Below are 16,856 nucleotides of genomic sequence, written 5' to 3'. Positions count from 1 at the left end.
ATGACGAACACTCAAAAAGATACATTTCTACCGCTAACTAAAAGTCAATCTGCCCTCTGGGCCGGTCAGCGAATGCATCCTGATGTCCCGCTTCATAATGTGGTCTATACTTTTGAGATAAAAGGTGCTATTGATAAGGCTGCTTTTGAAAAGGCTTTTCAGAAATTAATTGCCTCTACAGATATACTGCGTACCACATTTTCCGAAGAAAAAGGTGTCCCCAATCAGACCATATTAAGTGATGTACCTTTTAAACTCGAATATCTTGACTTTAGCGCTTCAGATGATATTCAGAATATGGAAAAGTGGCTTCACGAGCGTACTTTGCAGCAAATGGATATTTCAAACCGTGTATTTGACAGTGTTCTTCTTAAACAAAGTTCCACAAATTATATCTGGTTTTTAAAACTGCATCATTTAGTAACTGATGCGGTATCTAATTCTATTCTCTACAATAGAATGAACGCTTTTTATACAGCAGAAGTTAAGAAGCCATCTTCTTCACTTGAACATTTTCCAACATTCTCAAACTATATTGAATTTGAACAAAGTCAAGTAACGGCTAGCAATGCGTACTGGGAAGAAAAAACTAAAAATCTTTTAGAAACGCCTCTGTTATTCGGAAAGAAGACTGACCAAACGACTGCGGCAAGACGAACTATAGTAGAGCTCGGCACCGAACGTTCTCAAAACCTTCGTGAACTTGCGAGACGTAAAGAATTCAAAGGATGGACCGAAGACTTAACGCTGTTCAATATATTCTTAACGCTGTACTTCACTTACATCCACAGGATAAGCAATCAAAACAAAATTGCTATTGGAGCACCTGCACATAATAGAGCTACAAGAGGTTTTCAAAAAACTGCCGGGCTATTTATAGAGGTACTACCATTAGTTGTAGAAATTGAAGATGAAGACACTTTTGTTAGTCTTTTTAATCGGGTTAAAATTGAGACCAACTCCTATTTAAGAAACGCTCGCCCAGGCAGTACTACTGAAAAGACGAATAGCAGCTTCAATACCATATTGAATTTCATTAATGCCGATTTTCCAGATTTTAGCGGATTTCCCACCAAAACGGAGTGGTTACATCCTGACCATATGGATAGCAACCATACCTTACGCACCCATGTGTACGATATGAACAAAAGTGGTGAATTTAAAATAGCTTTTGACACCAACTGTAGTAGCATTTCCGAAGCAACGGCCAAAGAAATGCCTTCTCATTTTATCAACCTTTTAGATTCATTTTTGGACAATTTTGACCAATCCATCTACAGGCCTAGTTTATTATCTTCTACGCCCAAGCCTACAGAAGAACCTCCTTCCAGTACTTTTCAATCCGTAATTGAAACGTTTGAAAGGCATGCTGCAAACAACCCAAACAAGGTTTCCTTACAATTTAAAAATGAAATACTTACGTATAACGCGTTTAACAAAAAGGCAAACCAATTAGCTCATTATTTAAGAGACAGAGGCGTAACCAAAAATAGTAGAATAGCGCTTCACTTTCAAAGAAGTACAGACTATTTAGTTAGCGTTTTAGCTGTCCTAAAAACGGGTGCGGCTTTTATTCCTATTGCTTCAGACCAACCAATAGAGCGCATAAACTATATTATCTCAAATTCTGATAGCAGTCTTGTATTAAGCCAGACCAATCTATTATCAAAAATTGAACTGCCTGATTTGGGCATTTTAGATGTTGCAAAGGAAAGTCTAATTATAAGTAAGCAGCCCATCACCAACCTAAGCACAAAACGTATACCTGAAAGCTTAGCTTATATTCTATATACATCAGGAAGTACAGGGAAACCTAAAGGAGTTTTAATTTCGCAAAATGCTTTATCAAACTATATTTTTTGGGCACAAGATTTCTATGAAATTAACGAAAAGTCGATTTTCCCCCTATTTACTTCAATTGGTTTTGATTTAACCATTACCTCGACATTTTTGCCCATTGTAAGCGGTGGAAGAATAAACATATATAAAGAACCAATAACTGGCCCTGATGTAAGTCTATTAAAAGTAATTGATGATAATCTTGTCAATTGCATCAAGTTAACTCCTTCTCATTTAGCCCTTTTTAAGGGGAAAGAACTCAATACTTCGTACATACATACCATGATAGTTGGTGGGGAAGAACTAAAATCAAATCTAGCCAAAACAATTAAAGATACATTCACATCTGAATTAAGCATATATAATGAATATGGACCAACAGAAGCGACCGTTGGGTGTATTGTTTCTGAGTATGATGAAAGTATTCATACGAAAGCTACAGTACCTATTGGGTCTCCAATTTATAATATGTCAGCCTATGTTTTAGACAATTATCTAAACGAGGTTCCTCAGGGTGTTGTCGGCCAACTATATCTAAGTGGTATAGGGCTTTCAAATGGTTATGCCAATAAACCTGTTATGACAGATGAGAAATTTGTTGACAACCCATTTACTCCTAACCGTAAAATGTACCGCACAGGAGACCTAGCAAGAATAAACCAAAATGGAAGCTTTGAATATATAGGGCGCTTAGATGACCAAGTAAAGCTTAGGGGGTATCGTATAGAGTTGTCTGATATTGAAAGTAACTTAAATACATTTTCTGAAATTGAGAATTGTGCCGTTGTTTTGGTAGAAGACAAAAAACAGATTACTGAAGATGAGGTTGTCAATTGCTCAAAATGCGGATTACCTTCAAATTATCCGAATACAGATTTTAACGAGAATGGTATATGCCACCTGTGTACTTCCTTTGAAACGTACAAAGATAAAACAGAACGTTATTTCAAGAATGACAAACAGTTGGTGTCTTTACTCACATCAAAAAGAGGTCAAAGCCCTAATTACGATTGTATTTCACTATTAAGTGGCGGAAAAGACAGCACCTATGTTCTAGCTAGGCTTGTAAATATGGGATTAAAAGTATTGGCTTTCACCATGGATAACGGCTACATCTCCGAACAAGCGAAAGCAAATGTACAGCGTATCGTAAAAAAGCTTGGCGTAGACCACGTATATGGTGAAACGCCCCATATGAATGAAATATTTGTGGACAGTTTAAATCAACATCACAATGTCTGCAATGGTTGTTTTAAGACCATTTATACGCTCAGTACTAAAATTGCACTAGAAAAGAAAATTCCATTTATCGTAACTGGTTTAAGCCGTGGGCAGTTTTTTGAAACACGATTGACCGAAGAGCTCTTTTGGGACGATAATTTAGACACCAACAAAATAGATGATACTATTCTAGAGGCCAGAAAACTATATCATCAAGAATCAGACGCGGTAAAACGACTTTTAGACGTTTCTATTTTTCAAGATGAAAGCGTTTTTGAAAAAGTGGAATTTGTAGATTTTTACAGATTCAGTGATGTTAGTTTAGAAGAAATGTTGGTATATCTCAAGGAAAAAGCAAGCTGGGTAAGACCAACCGATACTGGTAGGTCTACCAATTGTCTCATCAATCAAGTTGGTATTTACGTTCATAAAAAAGATTTAGGGTATAGTAACTATTCTTTTCCGTATAGTTGGGATGTTAGGCTAGGCCATAAAACAAGAGATGAAAGCCTCGAAGAAATTAACGAGGTAATTAATGAGAAGGAAGTGCTGCGTATTATGGATGAAATTGGCTACACATCAACTCAACCAGAATGGGAAAACAACTCAAAGCTGGTTGCTTATTATACCGGTAAAGAGGACATAACCGTAAAAGACATTCAAAACAGATTAGCGAAACAATTACCATCTTATATGATTCCTTCTGTTTTTAAACATCTAGACGAAATGCCGCTAACTAAAAACGGAAAGGTTGATAAAAAAGCATTAAAAAATCTCTCTTTGGTGCAATTAGCCATGAGCACCTCGTATACGGCACCAAGAAATGAAATTGAGGTTCTTCTTGAGCGTATATGGGCAGAAGTCTTACAACTGAATAAAGTTGGCGTTCATGATGATTTCATTGGCTTAGGAGGGCATTCTCTGGCGGCTATACGTATTACAGCGCGGATTAACGAAGAAATAGAATATAATTTCCCTTTAAATAAAATTTTTGAAAACCCTACTATAGCTCAATATTCCAAATATTTAGAAGAAACATTAACATCTCTTTTGGAAAAATAAAACCTTTAGCATCATGATTTCGTAAGTAGAATTGTATGCAGCTTAAAAAAGAACATTTCAGCAATTATGCTAGACTAGAGCTTATAAAGTTTATGGCCCTTGTAATTGCGTGTTGTTATGTTTTTAACCCCTTACATCAACAAATCAGTAGCATCTTTCATGAAGTTTCCCATGTTTTAGAAATGCCAAATACCGTAATGGAGCATGCTCCCTTCTCTTACGAGGACGACACCCATCAATCTCATAATCATAGGAGTACGGATAGTACTCACGAACATAAAATCATTAAAATATTAGATACAATTTTTGATGGTCCGGACAGCAATAATTCCCCTGAAGACACATTACTGACAGATTTCAAATTTGATAAACATATTACAACGAATAATTTTCTCTTCAATATCTTGCCATCCGTAGATTCACAGGAAAACTTCAAAACCGTGGATGGCAACCTAAAATTAGGATATTACTTCATCCTAGAAGAGCCTCCCCGGTATGCAAACTCCCCTTTTTCCATTTAAGGCATAAACGCCTATTTTTTTAATTAGCGATTTAGCATTACGCTTAAATAATACCCACATGGGTAAATAAGCACGTGTGCAATAACTATCAATCTATTTACAATGAAAACATATATTACATTCATAGTACTCTTTTCTTTTGCCATAGGCATAAGAGCGCATGATTTAAGCGGTACTGTAACAAACAAAGACCAAGTAGCCCTAGAAGGTGTTGGTGTTTACAATAAAACCACTGGTGGCTATACCTATACAAATGTATCCGGTTATTTTGAACTTGACGATATCTCGGTAGGAGATGCTATTTACTTTTACAGTCTGGGGTACAAGAACCATCAAATTACCATTTCCGAAGAACTTTTGGATGGCAAAATAAATATAACCCTAATAGAATCTGCCGTTTCATTAGAGCAAGTGGTATTGGTTTCCAAAGTGAACGCTTTAAGCAATTTTGTTAATGTTGATGTTAAGGCAAACCCCGTAAAATCTTCACAGGAAATTTTACGTAAGGTCCCTGGTCTTATTATCGGTCAACATGCGGGTGGCGGAAAAGCTGAGCAAATTTTTTTAAGAGGATTTGATATTGACCATGGTACCGATTTGGCTATCAATGTTGATGGACTTCCCGTAAACATGGTTTCCCACGCTCACGGACAAGGATATTCGGACATGCATTTTATTATTCCTGAAACCATTGACAATATTGACTTTGGAAAAGGTCCTTATTATGCAAACAAAGGTAATTTCAACACGGCTGGATATATCGATTTAAAAACCAAACGCAAATTAGACGAGAATTTAATTTCTGCTGAAGTTGGTCAATTTAACACCCTACGTACTTTAGGAATGTTTAAGGTTGCCGAAAGCGATTTCAGTAATGCCTACTTAGCTACAGAATTGGTGTTAACCGATGGTCCGTTCGATTCTTCTCAGGATTTTAATAGAATTAACATCATGGGTCGGTATACGTTCAATAATCGAGAAAATCAAGATTTAAGTATTACGCTTTCTCATTTTCAAAGCAAATGGGATGCTTCTGGTCAAGTTCCACAACGAGCTATAGATGCTGGTCTTATTGGCAGATTTGGTGCAATTGATGATACAGAAGGTGGAAATACTAGCCGAAGTAACATCCTATTAAACCATACAAAACAGCTTGATGAACACTCAAGGGTAAAATCGAAAGCTTATTTAACTAAATATGATTTTGAACTCTTTTCGAATTTTACTTTCTTTTTGGAAGACCCGGTTAACGGTGATCAAATAAGACAGTTTGAAGACCGAACGATTATAGGTGCAGAGACCAGCTATGAGCATTCTGTTCATGTTGGCGATCATGACTCTCAATTAAAATATGAAACGGGAATAGGGTTTAGATATGATGATGTTAATGACGTTCAATTATCGCATACAAAAAACAGACAAGAATTGTTAGAACGTCTTGCCTATGGTGATGTTGATGAATTAAATGCCTATGGCTTTTTTGATGTCACCTACAAAAAGAAAAAATGGACGTTGAATACCGGATTAAGATTGGATTATTTTAAGTTTGATTATGTAGATAAACTGACCGAAACTTATGACAGTAAAAGTGAAAACAAGCTTTTTCTAGGTCCTAAACTTAATATAATCTATGCTGCAACTTCCAACTTACAACTCTTTGCGAAATCAGGTATTGGATATCATTCAAATGATACAAGGGTAGTAACCGCTAATAACGGTAAAGAAATTCTTCCCCTTGCTTATGGAGCGGACTTAGGCGCTATCTACAAACCCATAGACAAACTGGTTGTTAACGCTGCCTTATGGACACTATTTTTAGACCAGGAATTTGTTTATGTTGGTGATGCCGGAATAGTTGAACCCAGTGGAAAAACCAGAAGACTTGGTGTTGATTTTGGATTACGATATCAAATTAACGATTGGCTATACGCCAACGGAGATGTCAACTACACCTATGCAAGAAGTACCGATGGACCTGACGGACAAGATTTAATTCCGCTAGCACCGGACTTGACTTCCTCTGCAGGACTTTCCTTTTTAGACGTTGGAAATTTCTCAGGAGGAATCAATTACAAATACGTTAAAGACAGAGCTGCCAATGAAGATAATTCTATAGTTGCAGAAGGTTACTTTGTAACGGATTTAAATTTGAACTACTCCATTAAGAATTGGACATTGGGTGTAATAGTCGAAAACCTTTTTGATACGGAATGGAACGAAACGCAATTTGCCACGGAAAGTAGATTGTTCAACGAAACAGAATCAACCGAAGAAATCCATTTTACACCAGGTATTCCTTTTTATTTAAGAGGAAAAATATCAGTTAATTTTTAGAAACCTCGTTAATTTAGAACAAACGGGGATATGATGAATTCATCATATCCCTGTTTTATTATATAAGACATATCAAAGTTGTTAAGAATTGATTCAATTCTAGTCCTTCTAACTTATCTTTGTATTGTACAAAACAAACATCATAAATAACGGTATTGACCGTTATACTTCTTAAGTTATTAACGAAACCACAGTAAATGTTTCACTTTTTTAATAAGAAAAAATTTTTAGTCGATTATCTAGATGGATTTATTGACGTTCACAACCACATATTACCCGGTATTGATGATGGAGCAAAAACAGTAGATGAATCTATTGCGCTTATTAAAGCTTTTTCTGAGTTTGGGGTTACGCATTTTATTGCCACACCTCATATAATGTCTAACTACTACCCCAACACCAGAGAAACTATAAGGGCTTCATTAACGCAATTAAAAAGTGCATTGTTAAAAAATGGCCTGAAGGATATTTCAATAGACGCCTCTGCCGAACATATGATAGATGATAATTTTGAACATTTATTGGATAGCGAAGGTGTTATGCCTTTGAAGAAAGACTACCTACTAGTAGAGATGTCGTATTTACAACCCCCAATAAATTTTGACGATGCTATTATAAAAACAGCGTCAAAACGTTTTTTTCCCATTTTGGCACATCCAGAGAGATATGGTTTTTTACACCATAGAAAGAAAAGATACCAAGAATACAAAGATAACGGCATCTCTTTTCAAATGAATCTATTATCACTTAGCGAATATTACGGAAAAGAAGTGCCAAAAGTAGCGCAGGAACTTTTAGAAAATGGCTTGATAGATTATGTAGCTTCTGATATTCATACCATGAACCAATTAGAAGCTTTGAAAAAGCTCACGTTGTCTAAAAAAATGGTTGAACAACTCTTACCAATAATTAATAATACAATTCAGACTTTTTATTAAAAACAGGAGAGTTTCGTAAAATTAGAATATAAAAAATGCCGCTGAAACAGCGGCATTTTTTATTCGAAATCGTACTATTATATACTATTAGTTTTGTATCAATAGCTTCATAATAACTGAATCTCCCATGTTGTTGGCAATGTTAATAAAATATATACCATCTTCTAAAAGGTAAACAGGAACTTGATACGTATCATTTCCTAAAACCATGATATCCTCAGCGCTTATACCGCTTATTAAACGTCCTTGCTGATCATGTAGGTTAATACCCAACATCATAAAATCTTCTGGCTGATTCAAAATACGTATAGTCGCTACACCTTCTCTAACAGGGTTTTTTTCTAAAATAAAGCCCATTTTATCACCTTCATCTGTTTCTGAAACTATAATAGTAACTATATCTGAGTGTGTATTTCCACCAGCATCAGTCACTGTTAACATTACGTCATAAGATCCATTTGCTATAAAAGTATTGGCCGCGTCTGCTTCTGTTGAAGTTTTACCGTCTTTAAAGTCCCACAAATAACTAGCAATATCACCTATTGAGTTACTCCCTGTAAATGTAACCTCTAATGGAGATACACCCTCCGTTGGTGCTGCTTCAGCTACAGCTAATAATCCATTCTCTGGAACCACGGTGACTTTAACATCATCTGAAACTACTTCGTTCTCATCATCTGTAACAGTTAATCTGAACACGTAAACTCCTTCAATCATACTACTCACTGAAAGTTCAGCTGTTGTATTACCGTTCAAAGTAGCAGAATTTGGTCCACTTACTTGTGTCCAAGCAAAAGTAACAGTCCCTCCATCAGAATCAGAACCAGAACCAGAAATAACTGTATCATTGTCAGGCAAAGTTAACATTTGATCTTCACCTGCATCTGCAGTTGGAGCACCTTCTACAACAGGCTCAATTATTTCAATACCTGATATTTTCGGGAATTCCGTAACAGGACTTAAGGTAATGGTTAGACTTCCATCCGTTACATTTATTCCATTAAATGTTTCAACTATAGCGGTGGCAGCTCCTCCAGCTTCAACAAAAATATCATAATTTTCTTTTTGCTGCTGCCCTTCTACATCAATGTTAAAAACTCTAGAACCTGCGCCTCCACTGGAACCGTCACCTGGCAAACCCCAGTATATTTCTGCAAAATGTAAGTTTACACTTAACTCTCCATTGGCAACAGGAATATCGTAAATAAGTTCTCCAGTACCGCTCGATCTATATCTTTCTGATTGATAAAGCTCATCATTTTCAGTATTTCCAATTGGCACAGAATTAGTTATAAAACCACCGCCATTATAGTACTGATCGGCAGACCAATTATTTCCATCAAAAGTATAAGCATCTCCTCCAGAATTAATGCGAGAAATAGACACCTGACTATCACCAACCGTAATTGTCACATCATCATAATCTGTATCTCCTTCGTCATCTTTTATAGTTAGGCGGAAAACATAAATACCTTCAACCAAACCATTCACTGTCAAATTTGTAGTGTTGTCGTTACTTAGAGTGGTTTCATTTGGCCCACTTTCTTGAGTCCACAGAAAAGAAACAATATCACCACCATCAGGATCACTACCTTGACCGTTCAATTTTAAACTGACCCCAGGAAGAACTGTTTGATCATCTCCGGCATTTGCAATAGGCCTATCATCACTAGGTCTAATAGTGGTATTTTCATAAATCCTTGGTCGGTTATCATTTCTCCAGCCATTAGAAATAATATCCAAATCGCCATCATTATCAATATCAACAACGCGTGCTCCATCATGATGTTCCAAAGGACCTCCTGCATCAAGCACTTTTAGATTAAATTCCCCTGAACCACATAGATCGTTTTCAAAAGCTATAAGACGGTGGCTACCTCTCCATTCTCCTACTATAATATCCTGATCGCCATCAAAGTCTATATCTGCTGCAAAAACACTTAAACTTCCAAAAATGTCAGTATCAAGTACGTTTCTTACCCATGGTTGAGTTGGATCAGATGGTGCTGCAAACCAAGAAAACTCCTCTCTGTCGGGGTCAGACGTATCAGCACTTAACTGACCAACTACGGCATCTAAATCACCATCGCGATCAAAATCTGCCAATTGGGCACGGTCTGGAGTTGAAACATAAGTAATACCCGTATTGAAAATTTCAAAATTTCCATTTCCGTTATTTCTAAGCCAATTTACACCTTGAAATAAATCCAAATCACCATCACGATCAATATCACCCGCTTGGATATCTTCCCCTGAAGACTCCCCTTCTTGGCTAATATCTACTAAACTCCAACTACCTTCTGTTGGATTGGATGATGGCGTAAGCATTTGAATCGGGGCATTTGTTTTTTCTGCCCCGTTCCAGTTGAGTGCCATTTGATAGGGTCCATTTACACTAAACACTCCTCCCGCCAATCCTGCAACAAACGGTTCGCTATACCCTGTACTACCGGCTGGAATGTTATTAAATATATTAAAGCTGCCGTTGCCATCTCCCTTAGCCCAAAGAAGTACCTCACTTTCGTATTTACCATCAGGAGCAATACCTAATGCTGTTCCTAACAAATCGTAATTTCCATCACCATCAAAATCATATACATGAACCACATTTCCAAAATTACCTCCAATATCATGACGAATCCAATCACCACTGACAGAACCAGGGTTCTTATACCACCAGCTACCGGTTACAATATCCCTCAAGCCATCTCCATCCAAGTCATATTTTGCAAAAGTATAGACTGAAGGGTAGGGCAATGCAGATTCTTCTAATTGCTTAACCGACCATGATTCAGGGAAAGATGTTTCATTACAAGTAATTTGTCCTGTAACATTTACGCTTACTTCATCATAAATACCTGTACCCGTATGGTCTGCATTATACAACTCAATCTTTACTATATGTTCTCCTTGCGATAATTCATCAATTGGTATAGGGTCATATCCATAATATTTATCTATTAATGTTCCATCAACAAAATAATGGACATGCGTATCATCTTCATTAATTATCCAGTTTTCAACAGCAAATGCAACCTGAAAAGGCTGATTTACATCCCATCCATTAGTTGGAGAAGTTATCGTGATTTTAGGTTTACTCTCCTCCCCAACAAACGTATCTGGTGGTAAAACTTCAATACCAGAAACTTTTGGGTTTTGTTCTATTGATGTAAATGAGATACTAACAAAACCATCAGTAACCGATATATTATCAATCTCTTTTTGCAATGCTGTTGCAGCTGGAACTTCCGCTAAAATATCGAAATTAGTAAGAACTGGACTACCTTCTATTGTTATATTAAACACCCTATCCCCAGGGTTTCCTGGTCTGCTTCCCACACCAAAAAAGAGCTCGGCAAAATGTAACCGAATATCATATTCTCCAGATGAGGGAACAGGTATTTCATAAGAAAAAGTACCAAATCTTTCTGTCTGATATAATGCATCATCTGTTGTACCGTCTATAGGAATATCTTCATCAAATTGATTACCCCCACCGGCATAAGTATCCGCTATAAATATTTGATCATCAAGAACAGTTTGACCTCCACCTACATTTATACGAATTGCGTTAATAGTTGACAACGGATGGTTATCTTCAATAATTGAAATTCCAGAAACATTCTTTACATTTTTTATATTAATTTCATACGTTACACCTGAATTCAAAGAAGATGTACTCAGAACTACAGTCCGTTGGTCCGATAATAGTAGTGCAGAACTAATAGTAACACCATTATCAATAGCATAATTAGCCAATGTTTGTGCAGTCGTTTCCGTAACATATTCCGAAAACTCTACACTTACCTCCGTAGGAGTGTTAACTTTAACTAAATTAACCAACGGTGGTGAATTATCTATAGATATACCTGATCCGGTAAATTCAATGAAATTTAAATCAAAACTATTTTGTTGAGTTGAAGGATTTTTAAAAACAAAATACAAATCGTTTTTACCTCCTGGATTTACAAAGTTAGTTTCAATGTATTCCCAATTAGTAGCTCCTCCAGTATTTGGAACGGCTGAAGTAGCTACAACAGTACCAGTGACACTGCCTAATCGGAGTTCAATTGTTCCTCCAGTCGTATTAGAAGCTACATAATATTTTACTGATGATATATTCGATAAATTTCTTCCTTCTAAAACGATGTAGCTGTTGTGGTTGACTCTAATTGCTTGCACACCTCCCTCTAACAAATCTGTATTATCTATAACCTGAACCCCATTCTGCTCATCATAGAATTCAGCTTCCTTCCGCTTGGGGTGTAATTGAATTTGACCAAATGAGGTAAGGTTCCCTTTGTCCTTATAATTACTACCTAGAACGTAGAAAAGGTCATCTCCACCGTCAATATTATGTCCGTCATATTCCAATGTATAATTTTTAGGACACCCATCTAGAGTATTACCATCATGAAAATGATTAAGATGACCTAAAGATGGAACAATGTTTACATCAGCACAGTCAATGCCTGAACCAGATGTACTTCCGTCTTCGGCATCAACAACTTCCAAATCAATGTTAATATCATCTCCCCACCCCATTATTCCTCCATCCAATGGAGAATTAAATTTAAACTGAGCCTTGGTATTACCTGCATAAATGGTTATATTCTTAACCCCTTCTGCCCCATCACCATCAATAACCTTTAATTGAGCGTTGTATATTCCTTCGGTGGTATACGTGTGCTGTGTTTCAGTTACCCCTGATACTATTGGAGTTCCATCTCCAAAATTCCATTCATATATTAAACCTGTATCTCCGTCTGGATCGTAGGTACCATCACTCGTGAAACTTACCTCTAAATCAAGAGGCCCATCCTCAACGTCAGCTTCTGCCGAAACTATTGGGGGTGAATTAGTAACAATACCCGTATAATCTACCCGAACTAATCGTCCACTTCCATCTCCATCTTTACAACAGCCAACTCCATACTCTAAAATATACATATGCCCGTCAGGTCCAATTTCCATGTCTATATAACCATCCTTGGAACCTGTTGGAAAAACAGATGGAGCAAGCTGTTCTGTACTTATAACTGTACCGTTTGCATCCATCTTAACTGCATAGACTTTACTATTATTGAAATTATAATAAAATAACACCCCATCAAACTCTATAGGTAGCCTTTGCTGATCTGTTAATGAAGCATTATGATAATAACGAGGACCAGAAAAGATTGACCATGTATTGCTTTCTCGTGTAAACTCTAACCAAGAAGGCTCTGCAGGTGGTAAATTCGTAATACCTGTATTCCACGTTGAAAAATTCTTCGGAGAATTTGGGTCATTATATTGTGGGGTAGAATGATTGATTTTATAGGCCTCATTCTTTCCTGAAAAATAGGGCCATCCATAATTACCAGCTTCTTTGGTTAGGTTCATTTCATCCATACCAATGGGGCCCTCTTCTCCTGATTCATTAGCATCAGCTCCCACCTCACCCCAAAAGAGCCAATCATTATTCTGTTTATCAATAAAAAAGCGATAAGGGTTACGAGCACCCATTACGTAAATCTCAGGTTTAGTGTTTGGTGTTCCAACTGGAAAAAGATTTCCTGCGGGAATTGTATAAGTTCCATTAGCTTGGGGTTTTATTCTTAGGATTTTACCTCTATAATCATTAGTATTAGAAGAACTTTTTTCTGCACTGCTAGGACTAAAATCCTCACGTACAGCAGCATATTCACCATGATTAGAGTTATCTCCAATTGACAGCAATAAATTTCCTTGTGAATCGAACCCCATATCCCCACCAGCATGATAACTTACTTCCCGTTGTACTGGCCATTGTAACATGTTTATTTCGGATGACAAGTCAATACTGTCACCATTCATTGTAAATCTTGAAATTCTATTTGCTTCTTCACCAACAAGAGAGTAATACACGTATATCCAATTGTTAGACTCGAAATTTGGGTCAAAAGCCATTGCTAAAAGACCATCTTCTGCACCATGAAAAACAGGTATAGTACCTGCACTAACTGTTGAAAACAAGTCTGGTTTATGAATTAACATTTCACCAAAACGATCCAAAACAAATATTCTCCCGTCCGGAGAAAAAGTCATTGAAGTCGCATTAGTAAAGCCCGAATACATTTCTACTAGCTGAAAATCATCTGGCAACTGAGCCTTTACTTGAGAAATGCCAGCAAAAAAAACTGTAAAGCAAGCAATAAAAAAACCAGTTATGTAATTATTTTTCATATTCAAAACGTGTTTGATATTTTCTTAAAACGTATTTTTAACGCAAGTCACAAATATAATCTAATAACACTTTAAGGCTATAATACCCTACCTCTTTTCGTCAAAACAAGACCGAACTTCGATAAATTACAAAACAATTATAGGATTAAAAGCTTTATATAAACCTTAGGTTGACAACCCATTTTTCCCATTTAAGAAAAAGCATATTATACAGATAAAACTATATTGCGGGAGAATTAACTAACAAGACGAAAATAACTAATTAAAAAACATTTTCTAATTAAATATAAAAACCCCGAAATATTTCGGGGTTTTATTACTCTATATAAAAATACAATCTTTATAATTTCCACCACTTTTTCTGAGTTTTCCCATACCCATACCCATACTTCCCTCCATAACCTAAATTAGAGGAAGCTACATCGTTTACGATAAAGGATAAACCTTTTATTTTTCCTTCTTTTTGCAATTTAATCGGAAAATCAACTGCGCTTAACTCGGTTACACCCGCTCTTGTGACATATAACAACAAATCTGCATAATCGCTAATTAATAAGGTATCTGTAACAACCATTAACGGAGCTGTATCTACAATTATATAGTCGTAATTTTTAGAAACTTCATCTATTAATTGTCCCACTCGAGAACTCATCAATAGCTCGGCTGGGTTAGGAGGTATACGTCCCGAGTAAATCACATCTATAGTATTTCTATGAACTAGCATAGGATTAACTATATCTTTAACGTCTAAAGTGTTATCATATAAATACTCTGTCAATCCTGCATCTTTATTACGAGTAGCCTTGGACATTTTATCAACATCTCCACTAGTAAAGAAAGTATATAATTTAGGGTTTCGTATATCTGCTCCTATTAGCAATACTCTCTTATTTGTACTTGCCAATATCATTGAAAGATTAGTAGACAAAAAAGTTTTCCCTTCTCCTGGAACACTAGAAGTAACATATACCACATGTCCTTTATTATCACTTTTTTTCGTTTTCAGAAGATAATCTAAATTTGTACGTATAATTCGTAAAGATTCCGCTAGAACAGAACGATCTTCTTTAACGACAAACTTTTCATCATTTTTAGTTAAACTTGGCAGTTCTCCAAGAACTGGAACTTCACTCACAAGTTTTTCCAAAGAATGCATATTGTGCACCTTATTATCCATTAAATCTTTTACATAGATTACGGAAAAAGGAACCAAAAGCCCCAATATCAATGATGCCAAATATATAATAGGCTTCTTCGGGGACACTGGCATTTTACTCACCGCATAAGCATGATCTACAATTTTAGATTTAGGAGAGGTAGACGCTACCGCTATTTGAGATTCCTCCCTCTTTTGTAATAAATATAGATATAGAGATTCCGTAGTTTGCTGTTTACGGGTTATGTCTCTCAATGCCTTTTCATTTGCTGGTGCCGAATAAATTTTAGAATTAAACCTAGCTTGTTGACCACTAAGTGAGTTAACCGTCATTCCAAGATTGTTAACCGTACTGTTCAAACTGGATTGCATACTGCTTTTTAAACCGGCAATTTGCTGATCTAAGTTTACAATAACCGGGTTTTTTTCATTAGAGCTCTTCAATAACCGTTTACGCTCTAAAACAAGTTGATTATAACGATCCGTAGTACTAGCAATAGTAGGATCAGAAAGCCCTATATTAGTAGGAAGGACTTCGTAGCCCCCTTGTTGCTGAACAATTTGCTGCATTGAAGCAGCCATATTAAGCTGGTTTCTAGCATTCGCTAGCTCTTGCTGGTTAGCAACTCCAACATTAAGATTAACATTTGTCTCAGAAGCTATATCAGTAACTCCTTTCTCTGTTTTAAAGTCTTCTGCCGACTGATCAACACTAGATAATCGTCCTGCGATATTAGCAATTCTTTCTTCAATAAAATTAGAGGTTCGATCCGCTATTATTTGTTTATCTTCAATAGCATTTCTATTATAAACATCCACTAAGGTATTTAACATATTTTCTGCCTTCTCCTTAATTGGATCCTCTAATCTAATATTCAAAATATTAGAATATTCATCAGAAGTAGAGATTAATACACTTCCTCTATAGCCTTGTGCAGCATCTTCAATTGGCACCACTGAAACTCTAAGTTTTTTATCCTTATAACTTTCAAAGTTCGCTACGTTTGGTGTAATAACAATATCTCCTATAGGCGTGGAAACATTCTTACCAAAAGCATATATTTTCACTGGCTTATCTTCTTCCTCTGTATAACCAAAGGTAGTAGAAGAAGAAATAGTAAGAAAAAAGTTCAACTTAGCCCTATTGATAATAGAATCCGGGGCTATAAAATTTAATTTCACAGGTGGAGTTGAATAAAGTTCAGATTCTTTAATATTACCTTGAATCAAAACCTTGGTGTTCAACCCTAATTCTTTTACTACTTCTATCCAATTTGAACGTGAATTAATAATCTGAATTTCATCTTCTACCTTTGTTTTTGCTCCTCCAAAAACTTCTAAATCTTTAAACAAATCAAGTTCTGACCCTGAACCTTTTTCATCCAAAATCTGGACTTGAGTTTGCACAGCATACTTAGGCGTTGAATATCTAATATTTAAATATGCTAGAATCAAAGCGAAAATTACACAAATCAAAAACCACTTCCAATGAGACGTATAGGTGTTGAGCTTTTCTTTTATATCAAACGAATTGTTCATTAGCGTATTTTGAGTATTCAAGCTCATTGTTTACAGTTA

General features: G+C 36.2%; 6 protein-coding genes. 4 read left to right on the top strand and 2 right to left on the bottom strand.

What is annotated here, in order from left to right; genetic code table 11:
• The 4 genes from IWC72_RS14535 (at position 1) to IWC72_RS14520 (ending at position 7,915) form a co-directional block, all read left to right on the top strand.
• A complete protein-coding gene (locus tag IWC72_RS14535) occupies positions 1-4,122 on the top strand; it encodes a non-ribosomal peptide synthetase (protein ID WP_194530260.1) in 4,122 nt (1,373 codons plus the stop codon).
• Between the two features lie 35 nt (positions 4,123-4,157).
• Positions 4,158-4,643, top strand: a complete 486-nt coding sequence (locus IWC72_RS14530) for a hypothetical protein (protein WP_194530259.1) — start codon at positions 4,158-4,160, stop codon at positions 4,641-4,643.
• Positions 4,644-4,745: 102 nt separating this feature from the next.
• Entirely contained in the window at positions 4,746-6,977 is a 2,232-nt protein-coding gene (locus IWC72_RS14525) for a TonB-dependent receptor (RefSeq protein WP_194530258.1), read from the top strand.
• A 197-nt stretch (positions 6,978-7,174) separates the two neighbouring features.
• Positions 7,175-7,915: a tyrosine-protein phosphatase gene (locus tag IWC72_RS14520; protein WP_194526876.1), complete on the top strand. Its 741-nt coding sequence runs from the start codon at positions 7,175-7,177 to the stop codon at positions 7,913-7,915.
• A gap of 87 nt (positions 7,916-8,002) precedes the next feature.
• Here IWC72_RS14520 and IWC72_RS14515 read toward each other — a convergent pair whose 3' ends face one another.
• Positions 8,003-14,122: a malectin domain-containing carbohydrate-binding protein gene (locus IWC72_RS14515; RefSeq protein WP_194530257.1), complete on the bottom strand. Its 6,120-nt coding sequence runs from the start codon at positions 14,120-14,122 to the stop codon at positions 8,003-8,005.
• A gap of 340 nt (positions 14,123-14,462) precedes the next feature.
• Positions 14,463-16,844, bottom strand: coding sequence for a GumC family protein (locus IWC72_RS14510; protein ID WP_226979577.1), 2,382 nt, complete (start codon positions 16,842-16,844; stop codon positions 14,463-14,465).
• Positions 16,845-16,856: the final 12 nt, after the last annotated feature.

Source organism: Zobellia roscoffensis (genome assembly GCF_015330165.1).
Lineage (GTDB): Bacteria > Bacteroidota > Bacteroidia > Flavobacteriales > Flavobacteriaceae > Zobellia > Zobellia roscoffensis.
Note: the sequence above shows the minus strand (reverse complement) of the source record. Positions and strands in the feature narration are given on the sequence as shown.

Excerpts from the sequence above, each read along its gene's own strand:
- IWC72_RS14525 (WP_194530258.1), top strand. The coding sequence starts at position 4,746 with ATGAAAACATATATTACATTCATAGTACTCTTTTCTTTTGCCATAGGC.
- IWC72_RS14535 (WP_194530260.1), top strand. The coding sequence starts at position 1 with ATGACGAACACTCAAAAAGATACATTTCTACCGCTAACTAAAAGTCAA.
- IWC72_RS14515 (WP_194530257.1), bottom strand. The coding sequence starts at position 14,122 with ATGAAAAATAATTACATAACTGGTTTTTTTATTGCTTGCTTTACAGTT.
- IWC72_RS14510 (WP_226979577.1), bottom strand. The coding sequence starts at position 16,844 with ATGAGCTTGAATACTCAAAATACGCTAATGAACAATTCGTTTGATATA.
- IWC72_RS14520 (WP_194526876.1), top strand. The coding sequence starts at position 7,175 with ATGTTTCACTTTTTTAATAAGAAAAAATTTTTAGTCGATTATCTAGAT.
- IWC72_RS14530 (WP_194530259.1), top strand. The coding sequence starts at position 4,158 with ATGCAGCTTAAAAAAGAACATTTCAGCAATTATGCTAGACTAGAGCTT.